18 protein-coding genes and 2 pseudogenes are annotated in these 19831 nt (G+C 64.0%); 15 read left to right on the top strand and 5 right to left on the bottom strand.

The annotated features are described in order from the left end of the window. Position 1: 1 nt before the first annotated feature. Both grpE and hrcA read right to left on the bottom strand, forming a co-directional pair. Complete coding sequence (gene grpE / locus IC762_RS00780) at positions 2-607, bottom strand: nucleotide exchange factor GrpE (RefSeq protein ID WP_195786771.1); 606 nt, start codon at positions 605-607, stop codon at positions 2-4. Positions 608-770: 163 nt separating this feature from the next. Further along, on the bottom strand, positions 771-1859 hold the full coding sequence (gene hrcA / locus IC762_RS00785; RefSeq protein WP_195786772.1) for a heat-inducible transcriptional repressor HrcA: 1089 nt from the start codon (positions 1857-1859) through the stop codon (positions 771-773). Positions 1860-2071: 212 nt separating this feature from the next. On the opposite strand from hrcA, the gene rph reads away from it, so the two are divergent. The 3 genes from rph to hemW are packed head-to-tail and all read left to right on the top strand — an operon-like array spanning position 2072 to position 4576. Continuing rightward, entirely contained in the window at positions 2072-2785 is a 714-nt protein-coding gene (gene rph, locus IC762_RS00790) for a ribonuclease PH (RefSeq protein WP_195786773.1), read from the top strand. 11 nt (positions 2786-2796) lie between these two features. Continuing rightward, positions 2797-3432 (top strand): RdgB/HAM1 family non-canonical purine NTP pyrophosphatase, encoded by a 636-nt coding sequence (gene rdgB, locus IC762_RS00795; protein ID WP_195786774.1) that lies wholly within the window; start codon positions 2797-2799, stop codon positions 3430-3432. After that, positions 3419-4576, top strand: a complete 1158-nt coding sequence (gene hemW, locus IC762_RS00800; protein ID WP_195786775.1) for a radical SAM family heme chaperone HemW — start codon at positions 3419-3421, stop codon at positions 4574-4576. Before rdgB ends, hemW begins: the two co-directional genes overlap by 14 nt. Here the strand turns inward: hemW and IC762_RS00805 are convergent. Further along, positions 4573-5772, bottom strand: coding sequence for a penicillin-binding protein activator (locus IC762_RS00805; RefSeq protein ID WP_195786776.1), 1200 nt, complete (start codon positions 5770-5772; stop codon positions 4573-4575). The genes hemW and IC762_RS00805 overlap by 4 nt on opposite strands. Before the next feature lie 231 nt (positions 5773-6003). Between IC762_RS00805 and rsmI the strand changes: the two genes are divergently transcribed. The 7 genes and pseudogenes from rsmI (at position 6004) to IC762_RS00840 (ending at position 12799) form a co-directional block, all read left to right on the top strand. After that, positions 6004-6948, top strand: a complete 945-nt coding sequence (rsmI, locus tag IC762_RS00810) for a 16S rRNA (cytidine(1402)-2'-O)-methyltransferase (protein ID WP_195786777.1) — start codon at positions 6004-6006, stop codon at positions 6946-6948. Next, positions 6935-7318, top strand: a complete 384-nt coding sequence (locus IC762_RS00815; protein ID WP_195786778.1) for a YraN family protein — start codon at positions 6935-6937, stop codon at positions 7316-7318. Before rsmI ends, IC762_RS00815 begins: the two co-directional genes overlap by 14 nt. A 47-nt stretch (positions 7319-7365) precedes the next feature. Next, entirely contained in the window at positions 7366-8313 is a 948-nt protein-coding gene (gene gshB / locus IC762_RS00820) for a glutathione synthase (RefSeq protein ID WP_195786779.1), read from the top strand. Between the two features lie 191 nt (positions 8314-8504). Further along, complete coding sequence (locus tag IC762_RS00825; protein WP_195786780.1) at positions 8505-9476, top strand: MBL fold metallo-hydrolase; 972 nt, start codon at positions 8505-8507, stop codon at positions 9474-9476. Positions 9477-9665: 189 nt separating this feature from the next. Next, a protein-coding gene (locus IC762_RS00830) for an IS630 family transposase (protein WP_195785264.1) occupies positions 9666-10608 on the top strand; the annotation gives its coding sequence in 2 pieces (ribosomal slippage) (positions 9666-10001 and positions 10003-10608; 942 coding nt in all). Positions 10609-10731: 123 nt separating this feature from the next. After that, a pseudogene (locus IC762_RS00835) lies at positions 10732-11478 on the top strand (magnesium chelatase domain-containing protein); the annotation flags it as partial. 163 nt (positions 11479-11641) lie between these two features. Continuing rightward, complete coding sequence (locus IC762_RS00840) at positions 11642-12799, top strand: hypothetical protein (RefSeq protein ID WP_195786781.1); 1158 nt, start codon at positions 11642-11644, stop codon at positions 12797-12799. Positions 12800-13051: 252 nt separating this feature from the next. On the opposite strand, the gene IC762_RS00845 is transcribed toward IC762_RS00840, so the two are convergent. Then, positions 13052-13339, bottom strand: a complete 288-nt coding sequence (locus IC762_RS00845) for a helix-turn-helix domain-containing protein (protein ID WP_349629761.1) — start codon at positions 13337-13339, stop codon at positions 13052-13054. A gap of 18 nt (positions 13340-13357) precedes the next feature. Between IC762_RS00845 and IC762_RS00850 the strand changes: the two genes are divergently transcribed. Next, positions 13358-14350, top strand: coding sequence for an IS1595 family transposase (locus tag IC762_RS00850; protein ID WP_195786782.1), 993 nt, complete (start codon positions 13358-13360; stop codon positions 14348-14350). Positions 14351-14399: 49 nt separating this feature from the next. Then, positions 14400-15086 (top strand): DUF3800 domain-containing protein, encoded by a 687-nt coding sequence (locus IC762_RS00855; RefSeq protein ID WP_195786783.1) that lies wholly within the window; start codon positions 14400-14402, stop codon positions 15084-15086. Positions 15087-15366: 280 nt separating this feature from the next. Here IC762_RS00855 and IC762_RS00860 read toward each other — a convergent pair whose 3' ends face one another. Then, positions 15367-15801, bottom strand: coding sequence for a hypothetical protein (locus tag IC762_RS00860; protein ID WP_195786784.1), 435 nt, complete (start codon positions 15799-15801; stop codon positions 15367-15369). An 86-nt stretch (positions 15802-15887) separates the two neighbouring features. Here IC762_RS00860 and IC762_RS00865 point away from each other — a divergent pair. The 3 genes and pseudogenes from IC762_RS00865 to IC762_RS00875 form a co-directional block, all read left to right on the top strand. Then, positions 15888-16706, top strand: a pseudogene (locus IC762_RS00865) (ATP-binding protein); the annotation flags it as partial. Between the two features lie 146 nt (positions 16707-16852). Next, on the top strand, positions 16853-17374 hold the full coding sequence (locus IC762_RS00870) for a hypothetical protein (protein ID WP_195786786.1): 522 nt from the start codon (positions 16853-16855) through the stop codon (positions 17372-17374). 103 nt (positions 17375-17477) lie between these two features. Continuing rightward, positions 17478-19727 (top strand): PAS domain-containing hybrid sensor histidine kinase/response regulator, encoded by a 2250-nt coding sequence (locus IC762_RS00875; RefSeq protein WP_195786787.1) that lies wholly within the window; start codon positions 17478-17480, stop codon positions 19725-19727. Positions 19728-19831: the final 104 nt, after the last annotated feature.

Below are 19831 nucleotides of genomic sequence, written 5' to 3' on the forward strand. Positions count from 1 at the left end.
CTCAGGCCGTGAAGTCGGTGGCCGGGGCAGCCTTGGCGCCGCCCTTGGAGACGCCGACCAGGGCCGGGCGCAGGATGCGCTCGCCGATCATGTAGCCGGCCTGCATGACCTGAACCACGGTGCCCGACGGCACCGACGTATCAGGCACTTCGAACATCGCCTGCTGGAAGTTCGGATCGAATTTTTCGCCGATCGGATCGAATTTCTTGACGCCGTTCTTTTCCAGCGCGTTGAGCAGCGAGCGTTCGGTCAGTTCGACGCCCTCGATCAGCGCCTTCAGGCCGGGATCCGCGGCTTCCTTAGTTTCCGCCGGCACCGCATCGAGCGCGCGCTGCAGATTGTCGGCGATATCGAGCACGTCGCGGGCAAAGCCGGTGATGCCGTAGGTCTTGGCATCGGCGACCTCGCGGCGGGTGCGCTGCCGCAGGTTCTCCATCTCGGCCAGCGTGCGCAGCGTCCTGTCGCGCGCCTCGGCGAGTTCCTTGGTCAGGGCCTCGGCCGATCCCACTTCGGGATCGTCGGGCATGATGTAGGGCTTCGAGACCACCGGCTCGCCGCTCTGCGCCGAATTCTCGGAATTGTCGTTGGCCCGGTTCGGATCGGTCATGGCGTGCCTTCTCGAAAACTCGCGTCTGTTCAAATCTTGGGGATTGGCTGCCCGGGATATCGTGCTTTGGGCGGCGAAAATCAAGCGTCAGTTGACGTTCCGAGGGCCACAGGCCGCCACCTCGCCCGAACAAAGCGCTTCAAATGGAAGCAAATGACGGTCCTCAGCCGCCCAGCAATTTGCTGACGATGCGCGCGGCGTAATCGACCGTCGGGATCACCCGCGCATAATTCAGCCGGGTCGGGCCGATCACGCCGAGCACCCCGACGATCCGCCCCTGCGCATCGCTGTAGGGCGCGATGATGGTCGAGGAACCCGACAGCGAGAACAGCTTGTTCTCCGAGCCGATGAAGATCCGCACCCCCTCGCCGCCTTCGGCGCGGCCGAGCAGATCGATCACGCCGCGCTTGGTCTCGAGATCGTCGAACAGCGACTTGATGCGCTCGAGATCCTCCAGCGCATGCAGATCCTCCAGCAGATTGGCGTGTCCGCGCACGATCAGCTGGCGATCCTCGCTCTCGCCGCCCGACCAGCTCGCGATGCCGGCCGCGATGACCTTTTGCGTGAGCTGATCGAGCTCGGCGCGGTTCAGCCCCAACGCCGCTTCGAGCTCGAGGCGCGCCTCGGCCAGCGTGCGGCCGCGGATCCGCGCATTGAGGAAGTTGGTCGCTTCGGTCAATGCCGACGACGGCACACCCGGCGGCAGCGCCAGCACCCGGTTTTCGACCTGGCCGTCTTCGCCGACCAGCACCACCAGTGCCCGTTCCGGCTCCAGCCGCACGAATTCGAGGTGCTTCAGCCGTGGGTTCGATTTCGGCGTCATCACGACCGCGGCCGCCCGGGTGAGGCCCGACAGCCGCGTCAGCGCCTCGCCGAGCGCAGCCTCGACGGTCTGCGCACGGCCGACGGCGGCAAGCTGGGTCTGGATCGATTGCCGTTCGGCTTCGGTGAGATCGCCGACCTGCATCAGCGCATCGACGAAGAAGCGCAGCCCGAGTTCGGTCGGCAGCCGGCCTGCCGAGGTGTGCGGCGCGTAGATCAGCCCGAGTTGCTCGAGATCCGACATCACATTGCGCACCGAGGCCGGCGACAACGGCAGCGCGATCAGGCGCGAGATGTTGCGCGAGCCGACCGGCTCGCCGGTGGCCAGGTAGCTTTCCACGATTTGACGAAAAATGTCGCGCGAACGCTCGTTGAGCTGGGCCAGCCCGGCATATGGCGTGATCAGGCTAATCGGATCGTGCTGGACCAAACTTCGCTCCCTCGACCGCCCATCTCGTCTGGGCATGATCCTTCGGAAAACCGCGTCACACTTTTCCGGATCATGCCCTAATCTGTCGATCCGCCAGCCCGGTGACAAGCTCGCTTTCGACCCTCCGATACCGGGTCAAAACCCCTTGCCGCGGCCCGTTCCCGCTCCTACAAGCGCGGCCAGCCATTTCTCTCGGATTTTCGGAGGTTTCCATGCGGCCAAGCCGCCGTGCGCCCGATCAACTGCGCCCCATCACGCTGGAGCGCGGCGTGGTCAAATATGCCGAGGGTTCCTGCATGGTGAAATTCGGCGACACCCATGTGCTCGTCACCGCCACGCTGGAAGAACGGCTGCCGCCGTGGCTGAAGGGCCAGGGCCGCGGCTGGGTCACCGCCGAATACGGCATGCTGCCGCGCGCCACCCTGGAACGCACCCGCCGCGAGGCCTCGGCCGGCAAGCAGGGCGGCCGCACGGTCGAGATCCAGCGCCTGATCGGCCGCTCGCTGCGTGCCGCAGTCGATCTCGAAGCGCTCGGCGAGCGCCAGATCACCGTCGATTGCGACGTGATCCAGGCCGATGGCGGCACCCGCACCGCCTCGATCACCGGTGCCTGGGTGGCGCTGGCCGACTGCATCAGTTGGATGAAGACCCGCAACATGCTGAAGGCCAACGTGTTGCGCGACAACGTGGCGGCGATCTCCTGCGGCATCTATCAGGGCACGCCGGTGCTCGACCTGGATTATGCCGAGGATTCCGAGGCCGACACCGACGCCAATTTCGTCATGACCGGCGACGGCCGCATCATCGAGGTGCAGGGCACCGCCGAGAAGACGCCGTTCTCGGAAAGCGAATTTTTGGCGTTGATGGCGCTGGCGCGCAAAGGTGTCGCGCGCCTCGTCGACTTGCAAAAGATCGCGGTCGCGTAGACACATTGGTCATGCACCGCCGAATCACCGGAAGGCTCGTGATCGCCACCCACAATCCCGGCAAGCTCGCCGAGATGCGGGAACTGCTGGCGCCGCACGGGGTGGAAGCGGTATCGGCCGGTGAGCTCGGCCTCGCCGAGCCCGAAGAGACCGGCGGCAGCTTTCGCGCCAATGCGGCGATCAAGGCGATCGCGGCAGCGAAGGCCACCGGACTGCCGGCCTTTGCCGATGATTCCGGCCTCGTGGTCGATGCGCTCGACGGTGCGCCCGGCATCTATTCGGCGCGCTGGGCCGGCGAAGCCAAGGATTTCATGGCGGCGATGACGCGGATCGAGCGCCTGTTGCAGGAGCGCGGCGCCACCACCCCCGACAAGCGCAAAGCGCACTTCGTCTCGGCATTGTGCGTGGCCTGGTTCGACGATCACCTCGAAGAGGTCGAAGCCCGGGTCGATGGAACTTTGGTCTGGCCGCCGCGCGGCACTGCCGGCTTCGGCTATGATCCGGCCTTCCTGCCGGACGGCCATACGCGGACCTTCGGCGAGATGACCAGCGTCGAGAAGCACGGCCTGCCGCCGCACGGGCTCGGCCTGTCGCACCGCGCCCGCGCCTTCGTGAAGCTTGCGGAGATCTGCCTTGAGCAACGCTGAGCGAGGAGCCTTCGGCGTCTATGTGCACTGGCCGTTCTGCCTGTCGAAATGCCCGTATTGCGATTTCAACAGCCATGTCCGGCATGCGCCGATCGATGAGCCGCGCTTCGTGCGCGCCTTCGCGCGCGAGATCGAGACCACCGCGGCGCGGGTGCCGGGGCGTGAAGTGTCCTCGATCTTCCTCGGCGGCGGCACGCCGTCGCTGATGCAGCCTGCGACCGTCGGCGCGGTGCTCGATGCGATCGGCAGGCACTGGTCGGTGGCGCGCGACGTCGAGGTCACGCTCGAGGCCAATCCGACCAGCGTCGAGGCCACGCGTTTTCGCGGCTACCGCACGGCCGGCGTCAACCGCGTCTCGCTCGGCGTGCAGGCGCTCGATGATGCCTCGCTGAAGGCGCTCGGGCGGCTGCACACCGCACGCGAGGCGCTGGATGCGGTCGCGATCGCGCGGGGCGCGTTCGATCGCTATTCCTTCGACCTGATCTACGCCCGCCCGGACCAGACGCCGCAGATGTGGTCCGATGAACTGAAACTGGCGATCTCGGAAGCGGCCGAGCATCTATCGCTCTACCAGCTCACCATCGAGGAAGGCACACCGTTCTTCGGCCTGCACGCCGCCGGCAAGCTCAAGACGCCGGATGAGGCGACGGCGCGGGCACTCTATGACGTGACGCAGGAGGTCTGCGCGCGCGAGGGGCTACCGGCCTACGAGATCTCCAATCACGCTCGCGCGGGCGCCGAGTGCCGGCACAATCTGGTCTACTGGCGCGGCGATGAATATGCCGGCATCGGCCCCGGTGCGCATGGCCGGCTCGACATCGATGGCGTCAGGCACGCAACCGCGACCGACAAGCGCCCCGAGGCATGGCTATCGAAGGTCGAGGAACGCGGCCACGGCGTCATGACCGACGATTGCCTCAACAGCGAGGAACGCGCCGACGAATTTCTGCTGATGGGGCTGCGGCTCGCCGAAGGCATCGATCCCAAACGTTACACTGAGCTTGCCGGCCGCGCGCTCGATCCGCACCGCATCGCCATGCTGCGCGAGGAAGGTGCGATTGCGGTCGATGCCGACGGGCGGCTGCGCGTGACCAAGTCGGGCTTCCCGGTGCTCGACGCCGTCGTTGCGGATCTCGCGGCTTAAGCGCCAAAACTCTTCGGCGAGCCGGCGACCGGCGTCGCGCCGCCCGTTGCCACCTTCATGACGGCGAGCCCACGCTCGTTGGTACCGTCGGAGCGGAAGCGGAACAGGCCGTCGATGCCGGCGAAACCGGACGGATTGGTCAGCGTCTCCGGCGCGAAGCGTTGCGCGCCCTGCGTGCGCGCCAGCGCCGCCATCAGCGCGACTGCATCATAGGCCAGCGTCGACGTACGCACCGGCTCGCCGCCGAACTTGGCGCGGTAGCGATTGGAAAAATTGCGGAAGCCGGCCGGATCGGGCGCGGCATAGAGGCCGCCTTGCAGATTGGGGCTCGCGAACACCCGCGGATTGTCCCACAGCCCGGTGCCGAGCAGCTGGATATTGTGCAGGTTGGAGCCCGCCGCGGTCAGCGCGTCCGCGGTCGCGACCACCGACTCGCCGTCGTCGGCCAGCAGCAGCGCGTCGGCCTGGCCGAGCGCCTGCGCCACATTGCGCGCCGGTCCCGCACGGTCGGCGCCGTATTTCTCGAACGCGACGATGCGGCCGTTCTTGCGGCCGACCGCCTGCTTGAACGCGGCCTCGACCACGTTGCCATAGGCGTTGTCGGGCACCATCGCTGCGAACGACTTCTTTCCGATGCTCGACGAATAGTCGACGATGCGGTTGATGTCGGATTCCGGCAGGAAGCTCAGCAGATAGACGCCGCGGCCGGCCACGCTGGAATCGGTCGAGAACGCGATCAGCGAGGTTCCGCGCGGCCGCGTCAGCTGCGCGGCCGCCGGCACCGATCCCGCGAACAACGGCCCGAGGATGACCTCCGCGCCTTCCGCCAGCGCCTGCTGGGTGCCTTGCGCGGCGCCCTGCGGGTTGCCTCCGTCGTCCTTGATCAGCAGCTGGATGTTCGGGTTCTGGAATTCCGCCAGCGCCATTTCGGCCGCGTTCCGCATCGATTGCGCGGCGACGCCGGCATTGCCGGAGGCCGATAGCGGCAGGATCAGCCCGACCTTGACCTGCCCGGTGCCGACCGCCTGCGGCTGCTGCGGCGGGCCCGAAGGTCCGGCTTCGGGGGTAGAGAACTGGCTGAAGGTCTGCTGCACGCTGGAACAGGCCGACAGCAACGGTGCGCCCACGAGGAGGCCAAGCGCGGTCCGCCGGGTCGCGCCCGACGGCGGGGACTTGCGATGATGCGGGCCTGCCATCTCTCTCTTCTCTTGACCGACCGTGATCGGCCAGGACTCTACCGAGCCTCCATCCAGCTCTGATGAGGCGGGTGGATTTGGGCATATTGTCGGCGAATAGTTAACTAAAACAAAAGGATTATGACCTTGCGGCGCCGCCGCCGGGGCTCACGTTTCTTGCAGCTTCAGGCGCCCTTCGGCCAACACCCCTCCGGTGTGGCGCAATGACCGCCGCCCCTCTAGATTGGCATTATGCGCGCAAAAGCTAGTTCCCTTTACAGTCCCGATGCCGCTTCAAGCCGATCCTTTTCCATCGGCAGCCAGGTGCTGGCCGCGCCGAAGGCTACACCCGGGCTGCATCTGGTGGCGACCCCGATCGGCAATCTCGCCGACATCACCCTGCGCGCGCTGGAAACGCTGGCGGGCGTCGACGTCATCGCCTGCGAGGACACCCGAATTACGCGCCGCCTGACCGAGCGCTACGCGATATCGGCCGAGCTCGTGCCCTATCACGAGCACAATGCGGCGCTGGCGCGGCCGAAGATCCTGCAGCAGCTCGCCGACGGCGCCTCGATCGCGCTGGTCTCGGACGCCGGCACGCCGCTGATCTCGGATCCCGGCTTCAAGCTGGTGCGCGAGGCCTGCGCCGCCGGCTACAAGGTGATCGCGGTGCCCGGTGCGTCATCGGTGCTGACGGCGCTGTCGGTGGCGGCGCTGCCGACCGACCGCTTCTTCTTCGAAGGCTTCCTGCCGGCCAAGGAGCACGCGCGGCGCACCCGGCTTGCCGAGCTCGCCAGGATCGATGCGACGCTGGTGATGTTCGAATCCGGCAATCGCGTGCAGGACAGCCTGCGCGATCTCGCTGCGATCATGGCCGGGCGCAACGCTGCGATCTGCCGCGAGCTGACCAAGCTGCACGAGGAGATCACGCGCGGGCCCGTCGCCGAGTTGGCGGCGGCCGCGGACGCGCTGGAGACGCGCGGCGAGTTCGTGCTGGTGGTCGGGCCGCCGCCCGACGACGCCGGCGTGATGGACCAGGATGCGCTGGACGAATTGTTGCGCGCGCAGCTTGTGCGCGGCAGCGTCAAGGACGCGGTGGCCCATGCCGTCGAGCTCTCGGGCCGGTCGCGCCGCGAGGTCTATGCCCGCGCGCTCGAGCTGGCGAAGACGATCGGGAGCGGCAATGGCCAAGACTGAGGACGCCTCGCCCGAACGCGTCGCGGCGTTCCGCACCGGCCTCACCGCCGAGAGCCGGGCCGCCGCGCTTCTGATGGCCAAGGGCTACCGCATCCTCGCCAAGCGGTTTCGCACCCCCTATGGCGAGATCGACCTGGTGGCGCGCCGCCGCAACCTCATAGCCTTCGTCGAGGTCAAGGCCCGCGCCAATCTCGACGATGCCGCCTATGCGGTGACGCCGCGCCAGCAGCAACGCATCATCAATGCCGCCCAGGCCTGGCTGATGGCGCATCCCGAACACGCGGAATTTGATCTCCGATTCGACGTCGTGCTGATTGCGCCAAGGCGCCTGCCGCGCCATCTGTTAGCGGCATTCGACGCAAGCCCTTAGAAATACCTCCAGACCCCAAATACCTCCAGACGCCACGGGATATGCCTATGAAATTGAAGGTCGCCGTCCAGATGGATCCGATCGCGCGCATCAACATCCGCGGCGATTCCACCTTTGCCCTCCTGCTCGAGGCGCAAAAGCGCGGCCACGGCATTTCCTATTACACGCCCGACAAACTGTCGCTGCGCGGCGAGGAGCTGGTGGCGCCGGTGCAGATGCTCACCGTGCGCGACGAGGTCGGCGATCACTTCACGCTCGGCGAGCCGAAACGCGAGGCGCTCAACGGCTTCGACGTCGTGCTGCTGCGCCAGGACCCGCCGTTCGATCTCGCTTACATCACCTCGACGCATTTCCTCGAGCGCATCCATCCGAAAACGCTGGTCGTCAACGACCCCGCCAGCGTGCGCAACGCGCCGGAAAAGCTGTTCGTGATGAATTTCCCGCAGCTGATGCCGCCGACCCTGATCTCGCGCGACCTCGACGAGATCAACGCGTTCCGCGACCAACACGGCGCCGTCGTCATGAAGCCGTTGCACGGCCATGGCGGCGCCGCGGTGTTCCGCGTGATGCCGCAGGACATGAATTTCGGCTCGCTGTTCGACATGTTCTCGGTGACCTTCAGGGAGCCCTGGGTGATTCAGCGCTTCCTCCCCGAGGTGAGGCACGGCGACAAGCGCATCATCCTGGTCGACGGCGAGTTCGCCGGCGCCGTCAACCGCGTGCCGGCGGCCGATGACCTGCGCTCCAACATGGTGCGCGGCGGCGCGGCCGCGGCGACCGAGCTGTCCGAACGCGAGCGCGAGATCTGCGCCACCGTCGGGCCCGCGCTGCGCGAGCGCGGCCTGATGTTCGTCGGCATCGACGTGATCGACGGCAACCTCACCGAGATCAACGTGACCTCGCCGACCGGCATCCGCGCCATCCAGCGGCTCAATGGACCGGATGTTGCAGCCAAGGTCTGGGATGCCATCGAGGCCAAGCGCACCGCAAAATAAGCTTCCCTTATGCAACGCGCGCCGCAGTTGCAAATGAGATAGATTTCTCCTCCGCGCTTTCCTTGATTTGATTCCTCTTGCCAGCCTGTGCGGGCGGGCGCAGCATTCTTGTGCCTGCGACCAGTCATTGCGGCGGACTGTCGCAGGCAGCACGCGAAAAATAATCTCATAAAGATTGTGGAGGAAGACGTATGACACTCAATGTCTCACGACGATCCTTGCTCGCGCTCGGTGCCGGTCTCGGCGCCAGCACCATGCTCGGCGGCCCAGCTGTGGCGCGCGCGCCGAAGCTCGGCACCCAGACACCCTACTGGCACCGCTTCATTCTCGGCGACGCCGAAGTCACCGTCGTATCCGACGGACCGCTGCCGCTTGGTCCGCCCAAGGGCACCTTCATCGGCGTCCCCGATGATGAAGTGAAGAAGATGCTGTCCGACAACTTCCTGTCGCCGGACAACGTCGTGCTGGAGCAGAACTCGCCGATCGTCAACACCGGCGACAAACTGATCCTGTTCGATACCGGCATGGGCACCTCGCATCTGTTCGGGCCGACCACCGGCCGGCAGCAGAAGAGCATGGCGGAAGCCGGCATCAAGCCGGAGGACATCGATGCGGTGGTGCTGTCGCACGCCCATGTCGACCACATCGGCGGCATCGTCGATGCCAACGACAAGCCGCTGTTCCCGAACGCGCAATACTACATCGCCCAGAGCGATTTCGAATTCTGGACCGACGAAGGCAAGATGGGCAGCCCGCTGAAGGACTTCATCGTGCACGCCCGCAAGAACCTGCTGCCGGTGCGTGACCGTCTCGTGTTCTACAAGGACGGCCAGGAATTCCTGCCCGGCGTGCAGGCGATGGCGGCACCCGGCCACACCGTGGGTCACCACATGTTCATGGTGACGTCGGCCGGCAAATCGTTCGCCTTCCTCGGCGATCTCACCCATCACGCGGTGCTGCTGCTCGAAAAGCCGCTGATGGAATTCTCCTACGACACCGATCCGAAGCAGGCCGCGCAATCCCGGGTGAAGATGCTGACCATGCTAGCGGCCAACAAGACGCCGGTGATGTCCTATCACTTCGCCTGGCCCGGCTACGGCCACGTCGCCAAGACCGGCGAGGGATTCCACTATTATCCCGAGCCGATGCAGATGCTGCTGTAGAGCGTTTTCGAGCGAAGCGGATACCGGTTCGCGTGAAGAAAACGCGTCAAAACAAAAAGCTGGAGCTTCGGTTCTGATTCAATCAGAAGCGAAAATGCGCTAGAGTCTTTCCGACTTTGTCTGAATCGGGGATTCCCAAATCAGGTGAGCTCTGATTCAAGCTTCCTGCTGGGACGGAGGCCAGCAAGGATGGCGCGAGCATACTCACTGGATCTGCGTGAGCGTGTTGTTGGGTTGGTTGCAAGTGGCGAAACGTGCCGGGCGGTGGCGGAACTGTATGACGTCAGCGTTGCGAGCGTCGTGAAATGGTCGCAGCGGGCGCGAGCGACAGGCAGCGCGGCGGCCAGGCCGATGGGCGGCAGGCGGCCTTACCTGCTGGAAGGTGAGCGCGACTGGCTGCTGGCTCGGCTGACCGCGAAGCCTGATCTGACCCTGCACGCGCTGTTGGCGGAGCTTGGGGAGCGCGGCGTCGTAGTGTCCTGCGACACGCTCTGGCGATTCCTCAAGCGCCAAGGCATCAGCTTCAAAAAAAACCGTGTTCGCGACAGAGCAGGATCGTCCTGACATCGCGCGCCGCCGGGCCTGGTGGAGACGACACCAGTCGAAAATCGATCCTGCTCGTCTCGTCTTCATCGATGAGACCTGGGCAAAGACCAACATGGCCCGGACCCATGGCTGGTGGCGACGGGGCGCCCCTCTCAGGGCTCAGGTCCCGCACGGCCATTGGCGGACGATGACCTTCCTCGCAGCACTCCGGCACGACCGTATCGCGGCCCCCTGCGTCATCGACGGGCCGATCAACGGCGAGAGCTTCCGTGCCTATGTCGAGCAGTTGCTGGTGCCAACGCTCCAACCCGGCGACATTGTCGTCATGGACAATCTCGGCTCCCACAAGGGCCAAGCTATCCGCACGGCCATCCGCGCCGCGGGCGCCCGGCTCGTCTTCCTGCCGCCCTATAGCCCCGACCTCAATCCGATCGAGCAGGTCTTCGCAAAGCTCAAAATCCTGCTCCGCAAGGCTGAAGAACGCACCGTCGACGGCGTCTGGCGTCGCATTGGCAGTCTTCTCCAACACTTCACACCGCAAGAATGCGCAAACTACCTGCGCAACGCAGGATATGCTTCTGTCTAAATCGGAAAGGCTCTAGGCGCGATTTTTCGGGGGCGGCAGCCGTCGCCCCCGAATGTTCCTGTAATGTTCTTGCACCCAACGCCCCGTTCCGCTACCTTGGGTGGCGGCACTAAGAGGGGCAGCATGGTCGCGCGCGTTTCCACCGTCGCTTTCGAGGGGATCGAGGCCCGTGCGGTCGACGTGCAGGTGCAGGTCGCGCCCGGCCTGCCGGCGTTTGCGATCGTCGGCCTGCCGGACAAGGCGGTGTCGGAGGCGCGCGAGCGGGTGCGTTCGGCGCTGATCGCCTCCGGGCTCGCGCTGCCCGCCCGCCGCATCATCGTCAATCTCGCGCCTGCCGATCTGCCGAAGGAAGGCAGCCATTACGACCTGCCGATCGCGCTCGGGCTGATGGCCGCGATCGGGGCGATCCCGCCGGATGCGCTCAACGGCTTCACCGTGCTCGGCGAGCTCGGGCTCGACGGTTCGCTCGCGCCGGTCGCGGGCGTGCTGCCGGCCGCGATCGGCGCCAATTCACGCGACGAGGGACTGATCTGTCCGGCGGCCTGCGGGTCGGAGGCGGCGTGGGCGAGCCCGGACATCCAGATCATCGCCGCGAACTCGCTGATCCAGATCGCCAACCATTTCAAGGGCACGCAGCTGCTGTCGCGCCCGCAGCCGAAGGTGCGAGAGCAAAACGAGGCGCGCGAGGAGGCGCTGCTGGACCTGCGCGACATCAAGGGCCAGGAAAGCGCCAAGCGCGCGCTCGAGATTGCCGCCGCCGGCGGGCATCATTTGCTGATGATCGGCTCGCCCGGTGCCGGCAAGTCGATGCTGGCGGCGCGGCTGCCGTCGATCCTGCCGCCGCTGTCGCCGTCCGAGCTGCTCGGCATTAGGTAGCAAACTCACCTCCCAACGAAATCAATAGCTTGCACCCCGCGAGATCGGGGAAGCGTGCAGCAAGCCTGTGCGGACACTCGCGCTCACGAAAGATAAGGGATTGACCGTTATGATGGATGACATATCTTTGCTTCTAGCGGACCTCCGTAACCGACCGATGAGCGATCAGCAGAACTATTTGGCCGCAATTGAAGCGGAGGAAGCGCGTCTTCGTGCGCAGCGAGCGCAGATTGACGCGCGATTGGTGAAGCTTGCCAAATTCAAAGAGCTGGCTATTGAGCTGGGTATCACGCTTGATCTTGGCGCTTCTCAGCAGCCCCTAAAGGATGATCTGGCTTCTGCTTCAGGCCCGAAGCCCGAGGAGCCCGCATCAGCCTACAAGCCAAACTTCACCATGGAGACCGAGGAAAAGGCCCCTGAAAGCGAGAAAAAGGTCGCTTTTGACGGCACTTTCTCAGGCCTGATCGCCGCCTACCGCACTCATAAAGACTCGCCTTACCACAAGCTAAAGCACTCGGTCCGGCGAAACTATGATCAAGCCATCAATCGCCTAGACAAGGAAGTAGGCTCCGAAATGGTGGCTAGCTGGAACGCCGCTCGCGTTCAAGAAATGCATGACACTAGTTGGGCTGCGGACGGCAAGGTTTCGATGGGCCATTCGATGCTGGCAAAGCTCCGGCTACTTCTCAGTTTCGGTTCGGTAGTGCTGGATAGTGATGCGTGTACTCGACTGAGCACCATCATTGGGAATATGCGCTTTCCTCCGCCCCCTCCGCGGAAAGAAATCCTGACCTACCAGCATGCCCGCGCAATTCGCGCGACTGCTCACACTCAATTTAATTGGCCATCGATCGCACTAGCGCAAGCTCTACAATTCGAAATTCCCAAGCTTCGTCAGGTAGATATAATTGGCGAATGGGTCCCCTTGAGCGAAGCGGGGTCGGACGAGATCAACAACGGCTCCGAGAAATGGGTCGGCGGCCTCATGTGGTCTGACATAGACACTGAGAATTGGATTTTGCACCGGGAGAACCCGAACGCCCGCAAAGGTGAGACGGGGCTAATTCACACCGATTTAAAACGACTTTCCATGGTCATGGAGGAGATTAACCGTATTCCACCGTGGAGGCGAAGCGGTCCCATGGTCATGTGCGAATACTCGGGGAAGCCGTGGACGAATAATGAATTTCGACGGAAATGGCGCATTGTTGCGGATGCCGCCGGGTTGCCGAGCAACATTCAGATGGGCGACGGCGCGCGTGGCACCAACAAATCCCAAGCAAAGAGCATTGAAGTCTATGGCGACTCGGAGTAGGTTGCCGAGTGAAGGCCGGAGCCTTGCGGCTCCGGCTCCCATCGGGGGTGAGCTGGTGTGGGCGGCGGCTTTCCATCCAATCGCCCGGGGGTTCGATTCCCCTCACCTCCACCGCCTCCTCTACCTGCGCTAACAGGTAGAGTCGGAAGACCCCGTAAAGGGGTCGGAACGGGCCGTTCTCGTTTGCGCGGGGGCGGCTCGTTCTTTTTGTAGTCTACTCAATGCGCCCGATTCCGTCCAGCCAATAATGGCTTAGCGGTTAGTCAGAACGTTTATTCCGCTCGAACTGCCATCAGACGAAAATGAAACACCACCTTTTTCCAAAGCAGCTTTCATTGCCGTTAGATTGTTTCGGGTCGGCTCCCGCCGTCCGGCCTCAAAGTCCCGCACGGTCGAAACGCCCACGCTCGCTGCTTTTGCAAGCGCGTCTTGAGGCCAATTTAGCCATGCTCGCGCGGCTCGACACTGTTCCGGGGTCATTCGCGCAATATGATGACACGGAAGAATTTCGTCAAGGTCATCGATTTTCGTTGACGCCATTACTTTCAACGCTTATCAATGAGGTCAACGGAAAACGTTGGTCTCATGTCGCAACACTTCCTTCTCACGGCAAAGGCGAGGTCGCTAAGTTTAGCGAAGGTCGCCCGTTTGTCGGACGAGGAAGCCTACCAGACCTTCAAGCTGATCCGCTGGGCCGCCACTGACGGCGAGCCGGTTTGCCCCCGCTGCGGCTGTGTTGCTACCTACACCTACGCGACCCGCAAGCTGTTCAAGTGCAAGGGCTGCAATCACCAATTCAGCGTCACGTCTGGTACGATCTTCGCCAGCCGCAAGCTCCCGATCCGCGACTATCTTCTGGCAATCGCCATTTTCGTGAACGGCGCGAAGGGTCATGCCGCCCTGCAATTGAGCCGCGACCTGGATTGCCAGTACAAGACGGCTTTCGTGATGGCGCACAAAATCCGCGAAGCTCTCGCGTCAGAAGCAAACGGCGCGACCGTCTCTGGCGAAGTGGAAATTGATGGCGCATACTTCGGCGGTCACGTCCGCCCCGCCAACCGCCGCGTTGATCGCAAGGACCGTCGCCTTGCTCAGAACCAGACCGGCAAGCGCCGTGTGGTTGTCATCATGCGCGAGCGCGGCGGCCGGACGTTGCCCTTCGTTTTCAAGTCGGAAGATGCTTCGCTTGTTACTATCGCGACCCGCGTTGCTGCGGGCAGCGTCGTGCATGCTGATGAGGCTTCGCATTGGGACGCGCTGCATGCGCGTTTCCTGACGAAGCGGATCAATCACTCCGAAGCGTACTCGACCGAGGAGTCGAACACCAATCAGGCAGAGTCGTTCTTTTCCCGCCTACGGCGCGCTGAGATCGGCATCCATCATCATGTGGCCGGTCCATATTTGAACGCCTATGCAAGCGAAATGGCTTGGCGCGAGAACAGCCGTCGCGTCAGCAATGGCGAACAGTACCTGATGACGACGGACGCTGCTTTGCAGCATCCCGTTTCGCGCCAGTGGAAGGGGTATTGGCAGCGTGCTCTCAAGGGTTGAAATGTGACAAAAAATCGCATTCAGTCGCAAGCGAATCGAGCGCGATGTTATGCATTACCTTTTCATAGACGAGTCCGGCGAGCTTGGCCTTAGTGACGGGTCAAGCGAGTTTTTCCTTATTGCTGCTCTCTGCACGGAGAATTTAAAGGCGCTTGAAAAGAGGATATGGAAAGAAAAAGCAAAGCTAATCAACGATGGCTGGCCAAAAGATATTGAGATCAAAGGTACGTCGGTTTGGGGTTCTAAGCACAATCCTAAAATACCGAAGTCGATCAGCGATCGACGCGAAGACATCATGACCGAAATTCTCACTTCGATCTGTTCTGGTCCCAATAAAATCCACTATTCGATCGCAAAAAAGAAGCATCTTTCAAGCCACATCATGAAAGCAGAGTACGGCGTCGCGTACAATTTCTTGTGCGGCACGCTATTGTGCCGAGCATATCCAAGGCACTTTGCTGGGCCGCTTGAAATCGTTGTCGATCAGCGGAGTAAAGAAACTCATTCAAAGATGAAGTTCGATGGATATGTCGAAACCCGCTTAGTTGGCGACTGCCAACACGAGAAGGAGCTGACAATTTCCCACTCTGAGTCGCATGACGTAGCTGGGTTACAAGCCGTGGATTTTCTGTCGTGGGCTCTTTTTCGGAAGTATGAAAAGAAAGAGCCTAGGTTTGCAAATCTAATCAGCAAGAACGTCGGCTATCGTGACGATTGGTATTCATCAAAAAAATAAGGCTCGCCTAGGCGAGCCTTAAATTTGCTGGAACCCTCGGGCGGCCACGTCAAACGGGGCTTATCTCCTAAAAGACGCTACCTCGGGAATTACCCAACGCCAGCAACCTAAGACCGCGTATGGGTCGTATCAATATCAAAGCGGCCCTATTTCCGGATTAATTATTTCTCTGTCAAGAGGAACAATTTAACGGAAGTGCAAGGACTCTCAGGAGGTTGGAAGAAGTTCACGAGTTTGTGAAAGGAACTGATTCGTTCCAGTCGCATGGCTTTTCTCGGACTCACCTATCGATTTCCCACAGCATATACTGCCCCGGCCCCTGGTCGCACCGAACGGCCCCGTTGTCCCGCTGGATACGAAGCGCGACCCCGACCCGCTTTGTCATGAGCCGCAAAAGCCGCTGATCGCTCTTATCCAAGGCCCGCTCGACAAGTAGCTGTAGGGCGATATCCCGCGTCGTAAGCGGCTCTGCGGCCTGCCTGAGAACACTCAGAATGATCCGGGACATCTGGCCCCGGTTGCTCCAATCCTTCGGCGGCCGGAAGGCCTTGGCCTTGATGGTCTCAACCCGGTAGTCCGGATCGAATTGAAGGATGGTCGCGTCTAGGCTTTCGAGGTCTAGGACCATCTTTCGCAGGGCTTCGTGGGTATTCTCGATATCGCCCGCCAACCTGGCCCGCTTCTCGACGAGGCCGCTCAATACAAAACTGTTCATGGCTGCATCTCCCGTGATGGCGGGAGTGTAAGCAAATCAGGTAGCATAGCCGACAGGTGGCTTGGTGAGTTTGCTACCTAATGCCGGAGCTGCTCGAAGTCTCGATGATCGCGTCGGTCGCCGGCGAGATCCGCGACGGCGCGCTGACGGCGCGGCGTCCGTTCCGCAGCCCGCACCATTCCGCCAGCATGGCCGCGCTGACCGGCGGCGGCATGCGCGCAAAACCCGGCGAGATCTCGCTGGCGCATCAGGGCGTGCTGTTCCTCGATGAATTGCCGGAGTTCGATCCGCGCGTGCTGGATTCGTTGCGCCAGCCGCTGGAGAATGGCGAGGTTTCGGTGAGCCGGGCCAACCACCGGGTCACCTATCCGGCGCGCTTCATGCTGGTCGCGGCGATGAACCCGTGCCGCTGCGGCCGCGCCTATGAGCCCGGCTATTCCTGCAAGCGCGGTCAGCTCGACCGCTGCACCGCCGATTACCAGATGCGGATCTCCGGTCCGCTGATGGACCGCATCGATCTCAGGATCGAGGTGCCGGCCGTGACCGCCGCCGACCTGATCCTGCCCCCGCCGGCAGAGGGATCGGCCGAGGTCGCCGCCCGCGTCGCGGCAGCACGCAACATCCAGCTCGCGCGTTACGCGGCGGCCGGCATGCCGCATGTCCGCACCAATGCGGAAGCACCGAGCGCGCTGCTCGAGACCATCGCGCGCCCCGACGCGCATGGCCAAAAACTGTTGCGCGAGGCCGCCGACACCATGCACCTCACCGCGCGCGGCTATCACCGCGTGCTGCGGGTGGCGCGCACGCTCGCCGATCTCGACGGCGCCGAGACGATCGGCCGGCTGCACCTCGCCGAAGCGCTGTCCTATCGTGCATTGGCCGACGATCTGCGCCGCGCGGCCTGATCTGAGACCATCCAGAGCCGAAGCTGTTGTCTCGATTCGTGCCGGAATCGGCCGCGCGTCAACGCCACAGTAACCACTCCCGTTTACGCTCCGCAAACCATAAGCGCCGCGATCCGCGGGACGCTTGGGTCGAGCGAGTTGGTGTCATGTTGCGTTTCAAGATTCTGGCTTCGGTGGTCCCCCTTGCCGTGGCCGCAGTGTTTGCCCGCGTCGAATTCCTGCCGGGACAGCGGCCCTGCATCGAGGTCGGCGACGCGACCTTGCAGATCGCATCGATCCCGTGGTTTGCCGACCTCCATGTCGCCTTCACTGACGATCCCCGCCTCGCCACCGTGCGCGTCCAGGTCACCGACAATGCCGAGACCGCCGACTTCACCGTGATCGACGACGTCGACGATGCCGAAGCCGGCGCCTGCGAGAGCAACGGCGTGCCGCAGCTGATCGCGATCTCCGGCAGCCCGTCGACGTCCGATCCGATCATCTATCTCTCGCATGACGACGGTCCGTCCGACTACCGCGTGTTCGTGCAGTCGAAGACGTTTTCGGTCCGCGAGGCGGCGGCCCTGATCGTCAGTGCCCGCGGCGGCCAACGCCGCATCGAGGCGGCGTCGCTGCCGTCAAGCGCACCCCTCCGCGCCCCGGTCGTGGCGCAGTTGACGCTTCGTTAACCCTGTTCGCAGGGCGGCGCGAAACAGCCACCAACCTCAAGCACTTTGCAAGGTGGCCGGACGCATCGTCGCCGGCAGATTCAAGCTGTCAGGGCCGCTATTGATGGGGCGTATTTTCCGGATCAAGTTGCGCCTGCGCCGCTTCATGCGGCGCCATCCCAGGATTACCTCGGCCGTCCGTTCCTTCATGATCTTCTCGGCCGCGTTCGGCGGCGCGTTCGGATTCATCTCGGGCGCCCTCTCCGAACACAGCGGCTACGACCCCAATGCGTTCGCGATCGGGGTCAGCTTCCTGTTCGCGCTGGCCTGCCTCTGGATCGTGACGCTCGGCATCCGCCTGCGGCTGCTGCGGACCAAGCTGCGCACCATCGCCACCCATAACGAGGCGATGGCGGACCGCAATTGGGAACTGCAGGAAGCCGAGCAGCGCGCCAGCACGCTGTTCGAGGCGCAGGGCGACCTGATCGTGCTGCGCGACCTCGAGGGCCGCATCACCTACGCCAACGACGCCTATTGCGAACTGGCGCAGGTCTCGCGCGACGATCTGATCGACAGCACCGCAACGCTGAAGATCCTCGAACAGGGCAGCAGCGCGCTCGAATCCAGCGGCACGCGGGTCTACGACCAGAAGATCGAGGGACCGCTCGGCCCGCGCTGGATCGCCTGGCGCGAGGGCCTGGTGCGCAACGACGCCGGCGCGCCGGCGGAGGTGCAGAGCGTCGGCCGCGACGTCACCGACCGCACCGAGAGCGAGCGGGCGCTGGCCGAGGCGCGCGACCAGGCCGACGCCGCCAACCGCGCCAAGTCGCGCTTCCTGGCGATGGCGAGCCACGAGATCCGCACGCCGCTGAACGGCATCATCGGCATGAGCGGGCTGTTGATGGATACACAGCTGACGCCGGAGCAGACCACCTATGTCAAGGCGGTCAAGACCTCCGGCGACGCGCTGCTCGCGCTGATCGAGGAGCTGCTCGACTATTCCAAGATCGAGGCCGGCAAGATTGATCTCGAGCACCGTGCCTTCGCGCTGCCGGGCATGATCGAGGAGATCACCGAATTGCTGGCCCCGCGCGCGCAGGCCAAGGGCATCGAGGTTGCCGCCTATGTCGACGAGCGGCTGCCCTTGCAGGTGATCGGCGACGCTGCGCGGCTGCGCCAGGTGCTGCTCAACCTCGCCGGCAACGCCATCAAGTTCACCGCGACCGGCGGCGTGGCGCTGATCGTCGAGCCCGGCATCTGGCCGAACGAGATCAGCTTCCTGGTGCGCGACACCGGCATCGGCATCCCGCCGGATGCGCAGCAGAGAATTTTCCGCGAGTTCGAGCAGGCCGACCAGGGAATCGCGCGCAGCTATGGCGGCACCGGCCTCGGCCTGTCGATCAGCGACCGCATCGTCAAGCGGATGGGCGGCCGTATCGCGCTGGCGAGCACGCCCGGCGCCGGCTCGACCTTCGAAGTGTCGATCCCGCTCGCCGCTGACGACACCGGCGAGGCCAACAGTTTTGCCGCGCCCGATCTCGCGAGGCAGTCGATCATGCTGGTGGTGCCGCACAGCATCGAGGCCTCGCTGATCGCGCGGCGGCTGCAACGCTGGGGCGCGCACACCTGCATCGTGTCGGATCCCGAGGTCGCCGCGGCGCTGCTGCCGGAGCGCACCTGGCACGCGGTGCTGATCGACCACGCCCTCGGTGCGCCGGCGATGGAGGTATTCGCCGCGGCCGCGCGCAGCCATGCGACCCACCGCATCGTGATGTTCACCCCGGCGACGCGGCAGGACCTGTTGGCGTCCGCAACGCCGCTGTTCACCGGCTACCTGGTCAAGCCGTTGCGCGCCTCCTCGCTCGCCGCGCGCCTCACCGCCTCGCCCGAAGTCGCAGCGCCGAGCCTTGCGATCGAGGCGCTCGCCGAGGCCGAGCCGACAGCCCCGGCGACGACGGCGCGGGACAAGGGGTTCTCGATCCTGGTGGCCGAGGACAACGAGATCAACGCGCTGTTGATGCGCTCGCTGCTGTCGCGGCTCGGCCATACCGTGGTCGTCACCATCGACGGCGAGCAGGCGATGGAATCCTGGCTGTCGGCGCAATCGGCCGGCACGCCCTACGACCTCGTGCTGATGGATATCCAGATGCCGCGCCTCAACGGCATCGAGACCACCAAGCGCATCCGTGCGCATGAGTCCGCCGAGCCCGGCCGCCGGACCCCGATCCTGGCGCTGACCGCCAACACGCTGGTGGAAGACCGCTACGCCTGCTTCGAGGCCGGCATGGATGGTTTCCTGATCAAGCCGCTCGACCGCGAGAAGCTGGAACAGGCGCTCGCGGGCCTCGCCGCGTCGCGGCATATCGCGGCGTAGGCTGAATTGTAGGGTGGGCAAAGCGCAGCGTGCCCACCATCACGAGCACGCCGGGGAGGGTGGGCACGGCGCAAGTGCGCCTTTGCCCACCCTACGGATCTGGG

Source organism: Bradyrhizobium genosp. L (assembly GCF_015624485.1).
GTDB lineage: Bacteria > Pseudomonadota > Alphaproteobacteria > Rhizobiales > Xanthobacteraceae > Bradyrhizobium.

What these genes read in the sequence shown, in the direction of transcription:
- IC762_RS00850 (WP_195786782.1), top strand. Translation starts at nt 13,358, where the DNA reads ATGAGGTCAACGGAAAACGTTGGTCTCATGTCGCAACACTTCCTTCTC.
- IC762_RS00845 (WP_349629761.1), bottom strand. Translation starts at nt 13,339, where the DNA reads ATGGCGTCAACGAAAATCGATGACCTTGACGAAATTCTTCCGTGTCAT.
- rph (WP_195786773.1), top strand. Translation starts at nt 2,072, where the DNA reads ATGCGGCCAAGCCGCCGTGCGCCCGATCAACTGCGCCCCATCACGCTG.
- IC762_RS00815 (WP_195786778.1), top strand. Translation starts at nt 6,935, where the DNA reads ATGGCCAAGACTGAGGACGCCTCGCCCGAACGCGTCGCGGCGTTCCGC.
- IC762_RS00870 (WP_195786786.1), top strand. Translation starts at nt 16,853, where the DNA reads ATGTTGCGTTTCAAGATTCTGGCTTCGGTGGTCCCCCTTGCCGTGGCC.
- rsmI (WP_195786777.1), top strand. Translation starts at nt 6,004, where the DNA reads ATGCGCGCAAAAGCTAGTTCCCTTTACAGTCCCGATGCCGCTTCAAGC.
- IC762_RS00875 (WP_195786787.1), top strand. Translation starts at nt 17,478, where the DNA reads ATGGGGCGTATTTTCCGGATCAAGTTGCGCCTGCGCCGCTTCATGCGG.
- IC762_RS00805 (WP_195786776.1), bottom strand. Translation starts at nt 5,772, where the DNA reads ATGGCAGGCCCGCATCATCGCAAGTCCCCGCCGTCGGGCGCGACCCGG.
- IC762_RS00855 (WP_195786783.1), top strand. Translation starts at nt 14,400, where the DNA reads ATGCATTACCTTTTCATAGACGAGTCCGGCGAGCTTGGCCTTAGTGAC.
- IC762_RS00840 (WP_195786781.1), top strand. Translation starts at nt 11,642, where the DNA reads ATGAGCGATCAGCAGAACTATTTGGCCGCAATTGAAGCGGAGGAAGCG.
- IC762_RS00825 (WP_195786780.1), top strand. Translation starts at nt 8,505, where the DNA reads ATGACACTCAATGTCTCACGACGATCCTTGCTCGCGCTCGGTGCCGGT.
- IC762_RS00860 (WP_195786784.1), bottom strand. Translation starts at nt 15,801, where the DNA reads ATGAACAGTTTTGTATTGAGCGGCCTCGTCGAGAAGCGGGCCAGGTTG.
- grpE (WP_195786771.1), bottom strand. Translation starts at nt 607, where the DNA reads ATGACCGATCCGAACCGGGCCAACGACAATTCCGAGAATTCGGCGCAG.
- rdgB (WP_195786774.1), top strand. Translation starts at nt 2,797, where the DNA reads ATGCACCGCCGAATCACCGGAAGGCTCGTGATCGCCACCCACAATCCC.
- gshB (WP_195786779.1), top strand. Translation starts at nt 7,366, where the DNA reads ATGAAATTGAAGGTCGCCGTCCAGATGGATCCGATCGCGCGCATCAAC.